The sequence below is a fragment of the Hydrogenophaga pseudoflava genome (genome assembly GCF_031020795.1).
In the GTDB taxonomy this organism is placed as follows: domain Bacteria; phylum Pseudomonadota; class Gammaproteobacteria; order Burkholderiales; family Burkholderiaceae_C; genus Hydrogenophaga; species Hydrogenophaga pseudoflava_A.
In genome coordinates this window covers 488,316-502,083 of sequence record NZ_JAVHJP010000001.1, presented here as the reverse complement: position 1 = coordinate 502,083, position 13,768 = coordinate 488,316, and the positions used below count along the sequence as shown (strand labels likewise).

At 71.0% G+C, this 13,768-nt stretch carries 17 protein-coding genes; 8 read left to right on the top strand and 9 right to left on the bottom strand.

Going from position 1 to position 13,768, the window contains the following annotated elements:
* Positions 1 to 5: 5 nt before the first annotated feature.
* The 6 genes from RCO38_RS02455 (at position 6) to RCO38_RS02430 (ending at position 2,912) form a co-directional block, all read left to right on the top strand.
* Entirely contained in the window at positions 6 to 296 is a 291-nt protein-coding gene (locus RCO38_RS02455; protein ID WP_308326707.1) for a nucleotidyltransferase family protein, read from the top strand.
* Positions 293 to 556: a hypothetical protein gene (locus RCO38_RS02450; protein WP_308326706.1), complete on the top strand. Its 264-nt coding sequence runs from the start codon at positions 293 to 295 to the stop codon at positions 554 to 556. The genes RCO38_RS02455 and RCO38_RS02450 overlap by 4 nt, the downstream gene beginning before the upstream one ends.
* Before the next feature lie 45 nt (positions 557 to 601).
* Entirely contained in the window at positions 602 to 1,129 is a 528-nt protein-coding gene (locus RCO38_RS02445; protein WP_308326705.1) for a GbsR/MarR family transcriptional regulator, read from the top strand.
* Positions 1,130 to 1,201: 72 nt separating this feature from the next.
* The gene (locus RCO38_RS02440) at positions 1,202 to 2,071 is read left to right on the top strand and encodes an NAD-dependent epimerase/dehydratase family protein (protein WP_308326704.1); all 870 of its coding nucleotides are present in this window, start codon (positions 1,202 to 1,204) and stop codon (positions 2,069 to 2,071) included.
* Positions 2,068 to 2,436, top strand: coding sequence for a DoxX-like family protein (locus RCO38_RS02435; protein ID WP_308326703.1), 369 nt, complete (start codon positions 2,068 to 2,070; stop codon positions 2,434 to 2,436). Before RCO38_RS02440 ends, RCO38_RS02435 begins: the two co-directional genes overlap by 4 nt.
* Positions 2,433 to 2,912 carry a DUF2269 family protein gene (locus tag RCO38_RS02430; protein ID WP_308326702.1) on the top strand — a complete coding sequence of 160 codons (480 nt, stop codon included), beginning with the start codon at positions 2,433 to 2,435 and terminating at the stop codon, positions 2,910 to 2,912. Before RCO38_RS02435 ends, RCO38_RS02430 begins: the two co-directional genes overlap by 4 nt.
* 9 nt (positions 2,913 to 2,921) lie before the next feature.
* Here the strand turns inward: RCO38_RS02430 and yjjJ are convergent, their stop codons facing one another.
* Positions 2,922 to 4,271, bottom strand: a complete 1,350-nt coding sequence (yjjJ, locus tag RCO38_RS02425; RefSeq protein ID WP_308326701.1) for a type II toxin-antitoxin system HipA family toxin YjjJ — start codon at positions 4,269 to 4,271, stop codon at positions 2,922 to 2,924.
* Positions 4,272 to 4,377: 106 nt separating this feature from the next.
* Entirely contained in the window at positions 4,378 to 5,322 is a 945-nt protein-coding gene (locus RCO38_RS02420; RefSeq protein WP_308326700.1) for a glutaminase, read from the bottom strand.
* A gap of 141 nt (positions 5,323 to 5,463) precedes the next feature.
* Here RCO38_RS02420 and RCO38_RS02415 point away from each other — a divergent pair, with 141 nt between their 5' ends.
* Positions 5,464 to 5,850, top strand: a complete 387-nt coding sequence (locus RCO38_RS02415) for a hypothetical protein (RefSeq protein WP_308326699.1) — start codon at positions 5,464 to 5,466, stop codon at positions 5,848 to 5,850.
* A gap of 34 nt (positions 5,851 to 5,884) precedes the next feature.
* Here RCO38_RS02415 and RCO38_RS02410 read toward each other — a convergent pair whose 3' ends face one another.
* The 3 genes from RCO38_RS02410 to RCO38_RS02400 are packed head-to-tail and all read right to left on the bottom strand — an operon-like array spanning position 5,885 to position 8,866.
* Entirely contained in the window at positions 5,885 to 7,693 is a 1,809-nt protein-coding gene (locus tag RCO38_RS02410) for a monovalent cation:proton antiporter-2 (CPA2) family protein (protein WP_308326698.1), read from the bottom strand.
* Positions 7,690 to 8,244 (bottom strand): glutathione-regulated potassium-efflux system oxidoreductase KefF, encoded by a 555-nt coding sequence (kefF, locus tag RCO38_RS02405; RefSeq protein ID WP_308326697.1) that lies wholly within the window; start codon positions 8,242 to 8,244, stop codon positions 7,690 to 7,692. Before kefF ends, RCO38_RS02410 begins: the two co-directional genes overlap by 4 nt.
* A 16-nt stretch (positions 8,245 to 8,260) precedes the next feature.
* Positions 8,261 to 8,866 carry a DUF924 family protein gene (locus RCO38_RS02400; protein ID WP_308326696.1) on the bottom strand — a complete coding sequence of 202 codons (606 nt, stop codon included), beginning with the start codon at positions 8,864 to 8,866 and terminating at the stop codon, positions 8,261 to 8,263.
* A gap of 132 nt (positions 8,867 to 8,998) precedes the next feature.
* On the opposite strand from RCO38_RS02400, the gene RCO38_RS02395 reads away from it, so the two are divergent.
* The gene (locus RCO38_RS02395) at positions 8,999 to 9,460 is read left to right on the top strand and encodes a hypothetical protein (RefSeq protein ID WP_308326695.1); all 462 of its coding nucleotides are present in this window, start codon (positions 8,999 to 9,001) and stop codon (positions 9,458 to 9,460) included.
* A 31-nt stretch (positions 9,461 to 9,491) separates the two neighbouring features.
* Here RCO38_RS02395 and hutG read toward each other — a convergent pair whose 3' ends face one another.
* Genes hutG through hutH form a run of 4 tightly spaced genes read right to left on the bottom strand, consistent with a single transcriptional unit; the run spans position 9,492 to position 13,763 of the window.
* A complete protein-coding gene (hutG, locus tag RCO38_RS02390) occupies positions 9,492 to 10,442 on the bottom strand; it encodes a formimidoylglutamase (protein WP_308326694.1) in 951 nt (316 codons plus the stop codon).
* Positions 10,439 to 11,644, bottom strand: coding sequence for an imidazolonepropionase (gene hutI, locus RCO38_RS02385; protein ID WP_308326693.1), 1,206 nt, complete (start codon positions 11,642 to 11,644; stop codon positions 10,439 to 10,441). The genes hutG and hutI overlap by 4 nt, the downstream gene beginning before the upstream one ends.
* A complete protein-coding gene (locus RCO38_RS02380) occupies positions 11,644 to 12,216 on the bottom strand; it encodes a HutD/Ves family protein (protein WP_308326692.1) in 573 nt (190 codons plus the stop codon). Before RCO38_RS02380 ends, hutI begins: the two co-directional genes overlap by 1 nt.
* Positions 12,217 to 12,221: 5 nt before the next feature.
* Positions 12,222 to 13,763 carry a histidine ammonia-lyase gene (hutH, locus tag RCO38_RS02375; RefSeq protein WP_308326691.1) on the bottom strand — a complete coding sequence of 514 codons (1,542 nt, stop codon included), beginning with the start codon at positions 13,761 to 13,763 and terminating at the stop codon, positions 12,222 to 12,224.
* Between the last annotated feature and the right edge of the window lie 5 nt (positions 13,764 to 13,768).

The window sequence follows — 13,768 nt, the reverse complement described above, 5'->3', positions numbered from 1 at the left end:
CTTCCATGAAGCCGTCCACCGCCCTGCAAGCCCACCGTTCCGCCGTCCGCCGCGTCGTCGAGGCGCACCGCGCGTGCAATGCGCGGGTGTTCGGCTCGGTGGTGGCGGGGGATGATGTGGAAGGCAGCGACCTGGACCTGCTGATCGACCCGACGCCTGAGACCAGCCTGATGGACGTGGCGGCGATCCAGGTGGAACTGGAGCAGTTGCTGGGCGTGCCAGTGGACGTGCTCACGCCCAATGCGCTGCCCGCCAGCTTCCGGCAGACCGTGCTGCAGCAGGCCGTGCCGGTATGAACAAAGCCGGGCGGGTGGCCGATTACGTGGCCACATCGTGCAGGCGATGGCGCGCATCGAGCGACACCGTTTGGAGTGGACGCGACCGGTTTCGCAGCCAGCGAACTGATCCAAGACGCCGTCATCGGAACCTGGAAGTCATCGGTGAGGCGGCCAACAACATCCAGCGGGTCGATCCGGCGTTCACGGCCGCTCATCCTGAGGTGGTTGAGCGGGACCTGCCGTCGCTACGGCAAAAAGTCGCTTCGATTCAGTTTTGATTTTCTGTCTTGACAGAAATTTCAGACGCGCGCACGATCGCGCCCATGGAACTGACCGAATCTGCCCGCCGTTTCGTGGTGCACTGGGGTGAAATGGGGACCGCCTGGGGCGTGAACCGCACCGTCGCCCAGATCCACGCCCTGCTGTTTTTCCACGGCCGCCCGCTGCACGCCGAAGAGATCGCGACCACGCTGGTGGTGGCCCGCTCGAATGTGAGCACCAGCCTGAGCGAGCTGCGCAACTGGGGCCTGGTGCGGCAGACGCAGGTGCTGGGCGACCGGCGCGACTATTTCGAGACTTCTTCCGATGTGTGGGAGCTGTTCCGCACCATCGTGCGCCAGCGCAAGGAGCGCGAGTTCCTGCCCACGGTGCAGATGCTGCAGACGCTGGTGGCGTCGCCCGAGTTCGAGAGCGAATCGCCCGACGCGCAGGACCGTGTGCGCGAGACGCTGCGCTTCATGCAGACGCTGGGCGTGTGGACGGACGAGATGCTGCGGCTGTCGCCCGCCACGCTGGAGAAGGTGATGCGCCTGGGCGCGTCGGTGCAGAAGTTCGTGCGCTCGGACGGCTGAGGCTGCCCGGGCTTTTTTTTGAATCAATGTTTCTGTGTTGACAGAAATTACAGAAAGATGGAGGAGCGGATCATGAATGTCTGGCTGCTGGGGGCTTCGGGTTTTGTAGGGCGGCACGTGGTGCAGGCGCTGCTGTCGGCGGGGCACACGCTGGTGAACCGCCCGCGGGTGGACATGGCGCGGGCGACCGGCCCGGCCGACTGGTTGCCCTACCTCTCGGGGGTGGACGCGGTGGTGAACACGGTGGGTGTGTTGCGCGATTCGCGGCGCCGCCCGATCTGGCCCACGCACGCGAGCGGGCCGCAGGCGCTGTTCGACGCCTGTGCGCAAGCCGGTGTGCGGCGGGTGGTGCAGGTCTCGGCCCTGGGCATCGAGGGCAGCTCGACGGCCTATGCGCGCAGCAAGCGCGCGGCCGACGAGCACCTGCTGGCGCTGGCGGATCGCGGCGCGCTGGACGCGGTGGTGCTGCGGCCGAGCATCGTGGTGGGCGAGGGCGGTGCGTCGACCGGGCTGTTCCGCGCGCTGGCGCGGCTGCCTTGGTTGCTGCTGCCGGCGCCGGTGGCGCGCGGGCTGGCGCAGCCGCTGCATGTGGACGATCTGGCGGCGGCGGTGGTGGCCGGTCTGGGCGGCGACCGGCGGGGCATTGTGGAGCTTGCCGGGCCCGAGGTGTTCACGCTGCAGGCGCTGATTGCGCACTGGCGCGCCGCCTTGGGCCACGCGCCGGCACGGGTGGCCCTGCTGCCCGAAGCGCCAAGCCGCTGGAGCGCGCGGCTGGGCGATGCCGTGCCGCTGTCGCCCTGGTGCAGCGAGTCGCTGGCCCTGCTCGCGCAGCCGAACACGGCGGATGCGTCGGGGCTGCAAGCCTTGCTGGGTCGGGCGCCGGTGTCGGTGCGCTGCTGGCCGCGGGTGGACTCGACCGCTGCGCGGGCGGAGGTCGCATGAACGCGCCCGAACGATGGAGCCTGGTGGCGCTGTGGTGGGGCACGGCTGCGGCGTCGGCGCTGGGCTGGGGCGGCATCAGCCACGAACTCGTGCGCGCGCCGGGCTGGGTGCCCGAGGCGCTGGTGTCCCCGCTGGTGGCTGGCGGCATTGTGGTGGACGTGCTGATGGGCGCCTGGCTGGTGTGGCGACCGGGGCCGCTGGCCTGCCGCGCAGGGCTGGCGGTGGTGGTGCTGTTCACGCTGCTGGCCAGCGCCATGGTGCCGGGCGAATGGTTGCACCCGTTCGCACCGCTGCTCAAAAACCTGCCGATCGCCGCCCTGCTGTGGCGGGGGAGCGAATGGACCTTTGTCGGAGCAAGACGATGAACCTCTACCTCTGGATCAAGACCCTGCACATCGTTTCCAGCGTGGTGCTGGTGGGCACTGGCTTCGGCTCGGCCTTCTACCTGTTCATGGCGCACCGCAGCGGCTCGGTACCGGCGCAGGCCGTGGTCTCGCGGCTGGTGGTCCGGGCCGACTGGTGGATGACCACGCCGGCCGTGATCGTGCAACCGCTCAGCGGTTTCGCGTTGGCCCACATGGCCGGCTGGCCGCTGACCACGCCTTGGATCGCGCTCTCGCTGGGGCTCTACGCGTTCGCCGGGGCGTGCTGGCTGCCGGTCGTGGGGCTGCAGATCCGCATGGCGCAGCTGGCGGCGGCTTCGTCGGCCCGGGGCGATGCGGTGCTGCCTGCGGCCTATTGGCGCATGGCACGCTGGTGGGAGGGGCTGGGCTACCCGGCGTTCGGGGCCATGCTGGTGGTGTTCGCGCTGATGGTGACCAAGCCGCCGCTATGGGGCTGAGCCAGCCGCTCAGAGCCCGGGCACGAACCGCGCGTTGGCCATCGCCATCGCCCGGAACCCGGCGCTGATGCGCCCTTCGTCCGCCACGCGCTTCCAGAAGCGGGTGGCCAGTTCTCGGGCGCGGGGCCACACGGGCAGGGTGTGCACTGTGGGGCGCGGCGGCTGGGCCGCGAAGTCGCGCGGCACCACCTCGCCCGCCACCGGCGCGTACAGCATGGGCAGCATGTCGTAGGCGGGGGCGAGCTGCCAGCGGTGCTCGTGCAGCAGCAGCGAGATGTTGCCGTGGTGGCGGTCGGTGTTGGCGATCAGCGCGCCGAAGGCGTCGAGCAGGCAGAGGGTGGTCACGTCGGTGGCGCTCAGGCGTTCGGGACCGGCCTGGTCGGCGCGGCGCGCGGTGTCGACCCAGTTGGTGCCCTGGCCGATGTACTGGCGGTCGTAGACCTCCAGCGAGACCATGCCCACCCGGCCGCCCTGCGGCGTGCGGTCGAAGCGGCGGCTTTGCAGGAAGACGCGGCCGCCGGCCTCGACCAGTTCGGTGGGGGCGGCGCCGATGCCGGCGTCGGCCAGGGTTTGCAGCGCCAGCGCCTCGCAGGTCAGCAGGTCGCGCCAGCGCTGAGCGGCGGCGCTGTCGTCGGCGGGCGAGAACTTCACCAGCACCGGGTGGCCGTCGCGCACGGCGCTGAATTTGGGCTGCTCGCCGCCCGCGCTGGAACCGGCCAGGGTCTGGCCCAGCGCCTGGGCGGCGAGGGCGGGGTACTGGGTGGCGGGGTCGTCCACCACGGGCGCGCGGCTGTGCAACGGGGTGGGCAGATCCAGGAAGCGGTCGAAGGCCGCGGCACCCACCACGAGGTTGCCCGGCAGGTCTTCGCCCGCGTTCACGAGCGCTTTCAATATGTGATCGTCGTTCCAGTGCTGCAGGTTGGCGGGCAGGCGCAGGGCAGGGTGGGCATCGACAAAGCCCCGGCCGAGAAAGCCCTGCGGCCGCATGTCGTAGAGGAACCAGGGCAGGCTGTCGTGGAAAGCACTGGCGCCGTGCACCTTGTCGGCCTCGTCCATCCAGAAGCCGCCCCCGGCCAGCGGGTGCAGGGTGCCGAAGGGCTGCAGCGCGCCGTCCGCCCCCACGGCGTGAATGGGCACCTGGCGCCCCACGCCGTCCACCTCGCGCGGCAGCAGGTAGCGCCGCGCCCGCGCCGCGCCCACCGCCACCACCTGGCCGCTGGCCACCAGCGGCGCAAGCAGGCGCGAGAGCGTGGGCTGGCTCATGCCCAGCCGCTGCTGCAACTGGGCGCCACCGGCGTGGCCACCCAGGCTGCGCAGGGCTTGCAGCAGCTGGGTTTCGGCGGGATGAGGTGTGGACATGAATGGTTTTGTGAATGAATATCCCAGTCAGATATTCCCACAATTCCATTGCAAATCAAAGAACTTCTGGGTCCTGAGTATCTTTCAGGGTCGGGTCTGAATGGATTCAGAGGCTGGTGTGGCCCCAGCCGGTGGCCTGCACCAGCCGTTCCAGCGCGAAGGCGCCCAGCACCGAGTTGCCCTTGGCGTCCAGCTCGGGCGCCCAGACCGCAACGGTGGCCACGCCGGGCACGACGGCGACGATGCCGCCGCCCACGCCGGTCTTCACCGGCAGACCGATGCGGTAGGCGAAATCGCCCGCCGCGTCGTAGGCGCCGCAGGTCAGCAGCAGGGCATTGACGCGGCGCGTGTCGTCGGCGCTGAGGAACTGTTCGTCCGGTTCGCCCTGGCGGCCCAGGTCGCGCCCGCCGTTGGCCAGGAACAGCGTGGCCTGGGCCAGCTGGGCGCAGCTCATCTCCGTGGCGCACTGGCGGCAGTAGTTGTCGAGCACCGTCTCGGGTTCGTTGCGGAAGTTGCCGTGACTCTTCATGAAATACGCCATGGCCATGTTGCGATGCGCGGTCTCGCGCTCGCTGCGCGCCACGCGCGGATTCCAGTGCAGGTTGGGCTCGTCGGCCAGACGGCGCAGCGCACCCAGCAGCGCGTAGTCGAGGTGGGCATAGCGGGTGGTGAGGATGTCGGTGATGACCAGCGCGCCCGCGTTGATGAAGGGGTTGCGCGGGATGCCGTTCTCGGTTTCCAGCTGGACGATGGAGTTGAAGGCCGCGCCCGAGGGCTCGCGTCCCACGCGCTGCCACACCGCGTCGCCTTCGAGCTTGAGCGCCAGCACGAAGGTGAACAGCTTGGTGATGCTCTGCAGCGAGAAGGGCGTGTCGGCGTCGCCCACACGGTGGGTCTGGCCGTCGACGGTGGCAATGGCCATGCCGAAGTGCCGGGGCGACACCTCGGCCAGGGCCGGGATGTAGTCGGCCACCCGGCCCTGGCCGTACAGGACCTGGGCGTCGCGGTGGATCTCGGCCAGCAGGGCGGGCAGGTCGGTGCGCTTTGTCATGGTGGGCGCGGATTCTAGGAGGGTTCGGCCTTCAAGCCGACAAGGGGATGGCTGCAGGGTGCCAGCGGCAGGCGGTTTCCGATATCGTTGGTGCCACTTTCAAAACAGGCCGACGCGCCGCGCCGGCCGAGGGACCCGACGATGAACAAGGACCTGGACAACCCGGACACCTTCGTGATGGATGAGCAGTCCGAGTGGGAATCCACTCAGATGGACGACGTGTTCCTGCCTTCGGTCCAGGTGCTGATCCGCTGGAGCGATGTGGAAGCGGCGGTGGAGCGGGGTGCGGTGGTGCCTTCCGAGGCCCACGGCCTGTGGGCCGCCTGGGCGGCGCCGGGCAGCCCGCTGCGGCGCATCGGTGTGTCGGTGGACCAGGCCTACAAGACGCCCCCGGTGGAAGACACCGTGGCGGACGATCTGCCCGACGAACTGCCCCCACCGCCCCCGGCCGGCGGGATGAAGCAGGTGGTGATGCTGCTGATCGGCGCAGTGGCCGGGGCGGCGCTGATGTTCGTGCTGGGCCGCTGAGCGGTTCTTCTTTTTCTCTTCCGCACCTCTTCCATCAGTCGGACGGCGCGTGCCAGCCCTGCGCGGGGGCGTGCCGGCGCTGGCGCGCCAGGTCGTCCTGCATCTGCCGTTCGAACTCTTCGCGCGCCTCGCGCATGCGCTTGATGAGGTCGTCGCGGTTGTCCTGCTGACGTGCCAGCCGGGCCTGCCGGATCGCGCCCTCGGTGTGGCGGCGGAAATCGTCGGCCAGCTGGCGCGCGTGGAAGCGGTCGAAGCCCAGCAGCTCCAGCGTCACACGGGCGCTGCGCAGCGAACTCTCCAGCATCTCGCGCTGCGCGTGGTGCACGTGGGCGTCCTCCAGATCCATCTCGTGCACCGCGTCGTAGGCGCGGGCGATGATGGGCAGGTCCGGGTGCGACGCGTGCAGCTCGTGCGCCAGTCGCGTGGCCTGCGTGGCGTCGTCGATGGCGATCACGAAGGCGCGGGCCTTGCCCACGCCGGCCGCGTGCAGCAGGTCGGGCTGGCTGGCGTCGCCGAAGTGCACCTTGAAGCCGAAGCGGCGCGCGGAGTCGACGGTGTCCGCGTCGTGGTCGATCACGGTGGGCTTGATGCCGGCGCTCAGCAGCGTGCGCGCGACGATCTGTCCATAGCGGCCGAAGCCCGCCAGCAGCACCGGCGACTCGGCGTCTTCGATGGTGTCCGCCGGGCGCTCGCTGGTCTCGTGGCGCGCGAGCCGGTCGAAGGCGATCAGCAGCAGCGGCGTGGTCACCATCGACAGCGCGGCGATCAGGGTCAGCAGGTCGGCGGTGTCGGGCGGCAGTACGGCCGAGGCCTTGGCCGCAGCCAGCACCACGAAGGCGAACTCGCCCACCTGCGAAAGCACGATGGCCAGCAGGGAGCGCTGCGAACCGGTGAGCTTGACCACCGGACCGAGCAGCCACAGTCCCAGCGCCTTGAGCGCCACCACCAGCAGCAGGCCCACGATGACCTGCAGCGGCGCGCTCACCAGCAGGCCCAGCTGCATGCTCATGCCCACCGCGATGAAGAACAGGCCCAGCAGCAGGCCCTTGAACGGCAGGATGTCGTTCTCCAGCGCATGGCGGTATTCCGAACTGGCCAGCAGCACGCCGGCCAGGAAGGCGCCCAGGCCCATCGAGAGTCCGACGTATTCCATCAGCGCGGCCACGCCGAGCACCAGCAGCAGCGCGAAGCCGGTGAACAGCTCGCGCACCTGCAGCCGCGCGATGAAGCGCATGGCGGGGTAGGCCACATAACGGCCGAGCACCACCACGCCGACCACCGCGGCGACCTGCAGCAGCGGCCCACCGTGCGCAGCGCCATGGCCCGCGCCGGCGTCAGGGGCTGCGCTGCCCAGCACGGCGGCCAGCGCCAGCAGCGGAATGGCCGCGATGTCCTGGAACAGCAGCATCGCAAAGCCGGTCTGGCCCACGGGGCGCGGCATCAGGTTGCGCTCCTGCAGGATGGCCACCGCGATCGCCGTGGACGACAGCGCCATCGCCAGCGCGGCCACCAGCGCGGCCTGCCAGGTCCAGCCCAGCAGCAGGCCGACCGGCATGAGCAGCGCGGCGCACACCGCCATCTGCAGCGCGCCGCCGCCAAAGACGATGCGCCGCATGGCCCAGAGGCGCTGCGGCTCCAGCTCGAGCCCGATCACGAACAGCATCAGCACCACGCCGAGTTCGGAGACATGCAGGATGGCGGTCGGGTCGCTGACCAGGGCCAGGCCGACCGGGCCGATGGCCATGCCGGCCACCAGGTAGCCCAGCACCGAGCCCAGCCCGGCGCGCACCGCCAGCGGCACGAAGATGAGCGCGGCCAGCAGGAACAGGATGGCCTGGGTCATGGGGTTCCCCTGTGTTCGATGGCGGCCAGGTGCTGGGCCAGCTGCTGCAGCAGGCCGCCGCAGTCGGCGCTGACGGCTGCCTGCGAGTTGCTGTGGCCGCCGTGCACCACGTGCGGCGGCAGCCAGTGCATGCCGCAGAAGCGCGCGGTGTGTTCGACCGGGGGCACGTAGTCGGCGAACGGCCGGCCGTGTGCGCCGCCGGGGGTGTAGTCACCCAGCTGCCCGCCCGCGCTGGCGACCCACCAGGCGGTCTTGCCACGCAGCGCGTCGCCGCCCGGCCCGTAGGCCCAGCCGTAGGCCAGCACCTGGTCGAACCAGTGCTTGAGCAGCGCCGGCACGCTGTACCAGTAGACCGGCGAGAGCCAGACCACCAGATCGGCCTCACTCAGTGCGGCGCGCTCGGCCGCGACGTCGATGTCGAAGTCCGGGTAGAGGTGGTAGAGCGGGCGCTCGGCCGTGTCCGGCTGGGATGCGAGCGTGCGGCGCAGGGCCTCGGTGACGAGCGAAGCGCTCGCGCGCGGATGGGCATGGATGACCAGGGTCCGTGGCATGGCGGTGCGGGTGGGGTCACTGGCCGAAGCGTGGACCGTGGGTGAGGAATTCGGTTTCTTCGGGGGTGCTGCTGCGTCCCAGCACCGCATTGCGGTGGGGGAAGCGGCCGAACCGCAGGACGATGTCGGCGTGTTCGCGTGCGGCTTTGAGATTGCCCTGCAGCTTCTGCTGCAGCGCGGGCGGGCTCTGGCGCACCAGGGCCTCGAACTTGAGCACGCACTCGTCCTGCAGCGCCGGGCTTTCCGCGTGCATCAGCGGCATGTAGAGGAACACCCGGCCGATGGGCGGCAGATCGGCGTCCTGGTCCAGCGCCAGGCTCTGCAGCACCAGCCGCTGGGCCCGGCCGTCGCCGGCGAAGGCGCGTGCCTGGCCCCGGTGCACATTGCGGGTGAACTGGTCCAGCAGGATGACCAGCGCCAGCCGGTCCAGGAGGCGGCTCTCCCACTCCAGGAGCTGGCCGTCCAGCGCCTGCTCGACGAGGCTGCCGAAGCGCTCGCTGATCTGCTGGTCCAGCGCGGGACCGCCACCGAACCACAGCGCGCTGCGGTCGTCGCCGGGCCAGCCCGCGGAAAGACCGTCGCCGAACCAGAAATCGAGAATGTCTTCAGGGCGTGCAGTCATGAGGGAAAAATCAAGGGTGCTGTTACGAATGGCTACGAGATTGACCGACCGTGAGGTGCAGGTTACCGGGATTCCGCCTGTAATTCAGGCTCCGGGTCCGAATCCAGGCCCCGCCACATGGAGAACCTCACGATGAACACCCTTTCACCCAGCCTGCAGCGCACTTCGGCCTGGGCCCGTGGCCTGGCCGCCGTGAGCCTGGTGGCCGGCGCCTGGGCGCTGTCCACCGTCGCCAGCCAGGCGCACGCGCGCGACGTGTACTGGTCGGTGGGCGTGAACAGCCCTGGCGTCAGCATCGGTGCCTCGAACGCGCCGGTCGTGGTGCACCAGCCGCCCGCCTACTACCAGCCACCCGCCTATTACTACGCGCCGCCGCCGGTGGTGGTGCAGCCGGCCCCCGTGTACTACCAGCGCCCGCCGGCCGTGGTGTACGGCCCGCCGGTGGTCTACGCGCCTCCCCGCCCGGTGGTGATCGGCGGCTACGGCCACTGGCGCGACCGTCCGGGCCGCTGGGACGACCGCGGTCGTGGTCATGGGCACTGGCACGACCATGGTCGCGGCCACGGCCGTGGTCATTACAAGGACCGCGACTGAGCTTCGCCGCGGCCCGCAGCCTCCTGAGGCGCTAGCGGGCCGCGAAGCCGCGCGCGATGCGCGCCGCCAGCCGGGCGGCCACGCGTGCGGTGCGCCCTCCCTCGTCGAGCGAGGGGTTGAGTTCCGCCAGATCGGCCGCCAGCACGCGGCCACTGGCCAGCACCTGGTCCACCAGCGCTTCCACATGGGCCAGCGGCAGGCCCAGCGGGGCCGGGGCCGACACGCCGGGCGCCCACGGTGCCGGTAACACATCCAGACAGACCGTCAGATACACCCCGTCGCAGCGCGCGAGGTCGTCGGCGAGCGCGGCCTGCGCCTGCGCCAGCTGTTCGGCCGACTGCAGCTGCTCATCCAGCCGGTGGCGCACGCCCAGCGCGGCGGCGCGGTCGAACAGCGCCTGCGTGTTGGCGAAGCGGCTGATGCCCAGCACGTGGTAGTCGAACGGACGGCCCTGGGCCTGGCACCAGTCGGCGATCTGGCGGAAGGGCGTGCCCGAGTTGCCCTGCGCTGCCATGCGCAGGTCGAAATGCGCGTCGAGGTTGACGATCAGCACGCGTTGCCGATCCGGGTGCGCGCGCGCGATGCCCTGGAACGTGCCCCAGGCCACCTCATGCCCACCGCCCAGCACCAGCGGGCGGCAGCCCTGGCCCACGACGTCGGCGATGCGGGCGGCCAGCGCCTGCTGCGCGTCTTCGAGGGACTGGCTGTGGCCGTCCACGTCGCCCGCGTCCCACAGCGAGGGTTCGCCCAGCAGCGGCAGGTTGGCCAGCGCACCGCGCAGGGCCCGTGGTCCTTCGGCGGCGCCGGGCCGGCCGCCGTTGCGGCGCACACCCTCGTCGACCGCAAAGCCGATCAGGGCCACGCCGTCCTGCGAGGAACCATCGAAGGGTCGCACCACGTGGTGCCAGCGGCGGCTGTCGCCCACTTCTTCGGTGTCGGTCCGGCCTTGCCAGACGAAGGGTGGTTGGTCAGGTGTGTTCATATGCGCTCCGTGCCCGCCACCACGGCGCGGCGGCAGGGGTTGTGGCCGAACCAGTAGGCCAGTTCGTTCGGGTGGTCGAGGTCCCAGGCCACGAAGTCGGCGCGCAGTCCGGCGGCGAGCACGCCGCGGTCGTGCAGGCCGAGCGCCCGCGCGGCCTGCACGGTGATGCCGCGCACGGCTTCGAGTGGCGTGAGCCGGAAGAACGTGCAGGCCATGTGGGCCGCCAGCAGCAGCGAGAGGCCGGGCGAGGTGCCGGGGTTGTGGTCGGTGGACACCGCCATCGGCACGCCGGCCTCGCGCAGCGCGGCAATCGGTGGCAGCCTGGTTTCGCGCAGCATGTAGAAGGCGCCCGGCAGCAGCACGGCGACGCTGCCGGCGGCCTTCATGGCCGCGATGCCCTCGTTGCTCAGGTGTTCCAGGTGGTCGCAGGAGAGTGCGCCGAACGAGGCGGCGAGCGCGGCGCCGCCCTGGTCGGAGAGCTGTTCGGCGTGCAGCTTCACCGGTAGGCCCAGCGCCCGTGCGGCCTCGAACACGCGCCGGGTCTGGGCCGGGGTGAAGCCGATGTGCTCGCAGAAGGCGTCGACCGCGTCGACCAGGCCCTGGGCGTGCAGCGCCGGCAGCCACTCGCAGACGGCCGTGATGTAGTCGTCCGCTCGGCCCTCGAACTCCGGCGGCAGGGCGTGGGCGCCGAGGAAGGTGGTGCGCACGTCGACGCGGCGGTCGCTGCCGAGCTGGCGCGCCACGCGCAGGCAGCGCGCCTCGGCCTCCAGCGACAGGCCGTAACCCGACTTGATTTCCAGCGTGGTCACGCCTTCGGCCATCAGCGCCCGCAGGCGCCGGGCGGCGCTGGCGAACAACTCGTCGTCGCTGGCGGCGCGCGTGGCGGCGACGGTGGACCGGATGCCGCCGCCTGCGCGGGCGATGGCTTCATAGCTCGCACCGTTCAGCCGCATCTCCGCCTCGGCCGCGCGGTGGCCGCCGTAGACCAGGTGGGTGTGGCAGTCGACCAGGCCGGGCGTAACGAGCAGGCCGCCGAGGTCGTGGTCCTGCGCCGCACGGACCGCGGCGGGCAGTTCGGACAGGGGGCCGGCCCAGGCGATGCGCTCGCCTTCGGTGAGCAGGGCACCGTCGTCGACCAGGCCCCAGCCATCACCGGTCAGCGTGGCGAGGCGGGCGTTGCGCCAGAGTTGGGGGGTGTTCATCAGTGGGTGTCCTCGGGGCTGAGCGCGTGGCTGAACCACCAGCCGGACAGGGCGGTGGGGGCATCGGGTTCGAAGGTCCAGGGCGTGCCGTCGACGGGGTCGGCGGTGAGCAGGGTCTGCGCGGGCAACGCAAGCACATCGGCGCCGGCGCGCCAGGTACCACTCACGCGGGTGAACAGGCCGGCGAGCCCCCGATGCGGTGGCCGCCAGGCGCCCTCGACGGGCCGCAGCGCGCCGTGCCCGCCGCGGCACATCAGGTTGAGGTCGCGCACCGGGCCACCCAGCAGGCGGCAGCCGGGGGCGGTGGCGCCGTCGAACACCAGTGGCGCGTCACCGGGGCGTTGCTCGACCTTGCGGCCGGCGAAGTCCAGCACCACACCATCGCCGTCGAGCACCACGAAGTGGCGGACCACGCCGGGGAAGGCCGAAAACGGACCGTCGCTGCCAATGTCCGCCACGCTGAGGCGGCAGCACCAGGCCTGCGGCGAGGGCCAGGCCAGCAGCTCGCGCGTGAGGCCGCCGCCGTTGCGCCAGGGCACGGGGGCGACGTCGCAGGTGCTGAGCTGCTGCATGGCACTCAATGCGTCCAGAGGCCGGCCAGCGCGTCGGCATTGCCGTCGGTGGCATGGCCTTGCAGCACCAGGCTGCGCGCGGCCTCGATGTCGGGCGCGAACAGGCGGTCCTGGTCGTAGAACGGCACGCGGGCGCGCAGCGTGGCCTGCGTGGCCTGCAGGCGCGGCGAGGTGGCCAGTGGGCGGTGGAAGTCCACACCCTGCGCAGCGGCCAGCCACTCGATGCCGAGGATGGTGGCGGTGTTGTCGGCCATCTCGGCCAGGCGGCGGCCGGCGTAGGTGGCCATGCTCACGTGGTCTTCCTGGTTGGCGCTGGTGGGCAGGCTGTCGACGCTGGCGGGGTGGGCGTGCGACTTGTTCTCCGAAGCGAGCGCGGCGGCCGTGACGTGGGCGATCATGAAGCCGCTGTTGAGGCCCGGGTTGTCCACCAGGAAGGGCGGCAGGCCCGAGAGCGTGCTGTCGATCAGCAGCGCGATGCGGCGTTCGGAGATGGCGCCGATCTCGCTGATGGCCAGCGCCAGCGTGTCGGCCGCGAAGGCGACCGGCTCGGCGTGGAAGTTGCCACCGGACAGCACCTCGTTCGTGTCGGTGAACACCAGCGGGTTGTCGGTCACGGCATTGGCTTCGGTCAGCAGGGTGCGCGCGGCGTTGGTGATCAGGTCGCGGCAGGCGCCCATGACCTGGGGCTGGCAGCGCAGGCTGTAGGGGTCCTGAACGCGCTCGTCGTTGTCGCGGTGCGAGCGGCGGATGGCGCTGCCCTGCAGCAGCGCGCGCGTGACGGCGGCCTGCGCGATCTGGCCGGGCTGGCCGCGCGCGGCGTGGATGCGCGGGTCGAACGGCGCGTCGCTGCCCTTGGCGGCGTCGACGCAGAGCGCGCCGATGGCGGTGCCGGCTTCGAGCAGGCGCTCCGCCATGAACAGGCCGTGCAGCGCGAGCGCGGTCGAGACCTGGGTGCCGTTGATGAGCGCCAGGCCCTCCTTGGCGGCCAGCGTCAGCGGCGCGATGCCGGCGGCTTTCAGCGCCTCGGCGGCGGGGCGGATCTCGCCGTTCACGCGCACCGGGCCTTCGCCCATCAGCGCCAGCGTCATGTGCGACAGCGGCGCGAGGTCGCCCGAGGCACCCACCGAGCCCTTGACCGGGATCACCGGCACCACGCCCGCATTCAGCAATGCCAGCAGGGTGTCGATGACCACCGGGCGCACGCCCGAATAACCGCGCGCCAGGCTGGCCGCCTTCATCAGCATCACCAGACGCACGGTGGCGTCGCTCATGGGCTCGCCAGTGCCGACCGAGTGCGACAGGATCAGGTTGCGCTGCAACTGCTCCAGCTGCTCGTCGGGGATGCGGGTCTTGGCCAGCTTGCCAAAGCCGGTGTTGATGCCGTAGGCCGCATCGCCCTTGGCGACGATGGCGTGGATGGCGGCGGCCGAGGCGTCGATGGCGGCTCGGGCGTCTCCGTTCAGCGCGACGGTGACGGGCTGCTGCCAGACGGCGCGCAGGTCGGCCAGGGTCATCTGGCCGGGGTTCAGGGTGAGGGTGTGTGTCATGGCAG